Consider the following 1,880-nt stretch of genomic DNA (forward strand, 5'->3'; position numbering starts at 1 on the left):
TGCGATGCCTATGACGGTTATGACCGGCTGACCGAAGTCGCTCGACCGCAAGGGCCGTGGACGCTCGTGCATTGCTGATGAGTCTTGCCGCCGCCGGGTGGGCCGAACAACAGCAGATTGGCGCCGGCTTTCAACCAGGCGTCGCCGGCGGCGAGCGCCATCACCTGTGCCTTCGACAGCATCGGCACGCTTTCGAAGTCGAAGGTGGCGAGCGTCTTGTAGTTCGTGGCTGTAATGCGTGTTGTTCAGTGAGTCGTGTCCTTGTTCGGGGGTGGGCTGCTGCTGCTGCTGCTGCTGCTGCGGCGGCGCGCGCGCGCAGGATATATGCTGATGTAAACGTCGCCTCGGTTTTTGAGCTGCACTTCCGGCTCGCGCTTCGCGCGAGTCTTGGGCTTCGCCCAAGTCCGGAAGTTGCAGCTAAAAATCCGAGGCGACGTTTACATCAGCATATATCATTTTTACTGTTGGCCTGCTGAGGTCCGCTCCATGTTCATGGAGCGTCCTCCGCTGTGTTTGGCCAATAGGAAAAGTTTACATCAATATATATCCTAATTTATCAAAAAAGAAATCTGCAGGCCAAAAGGATCAAGATAATTGATTAATTGCACGCCCGCGCAGGTTTACCGTTAGAAAAGCGTGTCTGCCTGCTAGGTTCCTGCATAAGACAGCAGTAATATGTTAAAGATGCCTATGTGCGTCCCTTACTCCGGGTCTGGCAATCGCCGCAAATCTCTTGTTGCCCAAAACGTTCTATGGTAAAGTAGTAAAACAGTCAGTTATCGCGCCGGGACATCGTCTTTGTTCGTGTGACCTAAAAGTATTTGGCCGAACAGTTCTGGAGAAAGATTTCGCGTTCAATAAACTTATTAATTCATATGGAAGCGCTATTCAGATTATAAATTTGACCTGGCTTTACTCATAATGATGAACCACGATACAGACGGGTCTCGCCACAAAGACGAGACGTGATTACACGAAATAAAACGATTACAAATGCAGAATAAAACAAGTAAAACTGACAGAACAAAACACTCAACGCAACAATACGCGCCAGGTCGATCTGTGGAGACCTTGATCAACGCGATGTCACGCGCCCCCATGCCACCACCGGAATCTGATTAACGGCCGCGAAGGCCTGGTGGCCCCCGTTCGCTGCGACAGCATCGTACCAGTGACGCGGGACAGCTACGAACCAATCATACGGGCCTACCGGACCGTAAACTGGAATTGGTGGCCCCGCCGTCCAGGCGACGAAAGCAAAGTTGTGGTACCAAACACAGTGATGAGCATCCGCCTGGTCCATATAGAAGCACCGGTTTTCAGTCCCGACTCCGTGTTCGTATGCGAATCGAAACGTGCGGGCACCTAGTTCATCCAGCAGCAAGTTAGCATCGACGACGGCGATTGGGTCGCCAGGATGCGCCCCGCGTGTCACGCGCCCCGTCACGCGCCCCGTCACGCGCCCCGTCACGCGCCCCCATGCCACCACCGGAATGGGATTAACGGCCGCGAAGGCCTGGTCGCCCCCGTTCGCTTGGACATTTTCGAACCAGCGACGCGGGACAAGTACGAACCAATCACGCCGGTCTACCGGACCGTGAACCGGAAGTTCTGGCCCCACCGTCCAGGGGAGGCCAGCAAGGGTTTGGTTCTCAACACAGAGACGAGCATGCTCCTGCATCATATAGAGGCACACGTTTTCAGTCACGACGCCGTGTTGGACTGCGAATCGAAACGTGTGGGCACCTATTAGCCCCAGCAGCAAGTTAGTATTGCGGGTGGTGAGTGGGCCGGCAGGAAACTCCATCGAGAGAGAGGAGAGAACCGCTTAATTGTGCTTCGTGATGGAAGAAAGGAGTGTGAGGAGACTTGATTGTACT

1 pseudogene is annotated in these 1,880 nt (G+C 54.2%); it reads right to left on the reverse strand.

The annotated features are described in order from the left end of the window. Positions 1-77: 77 nt before the first annotated feature. A pseudogene (locus AC5ZGW_RS46055) lies at positions 78-218 on the reverse strand (ATP-binding protein); the annotation flags it as partial. Positions 219-1,880 lie beyond the last annotated feature (1,662 nt).

Source organism: Bradyrhizobium sp. Crot121 (assembly GCF_059512385.1).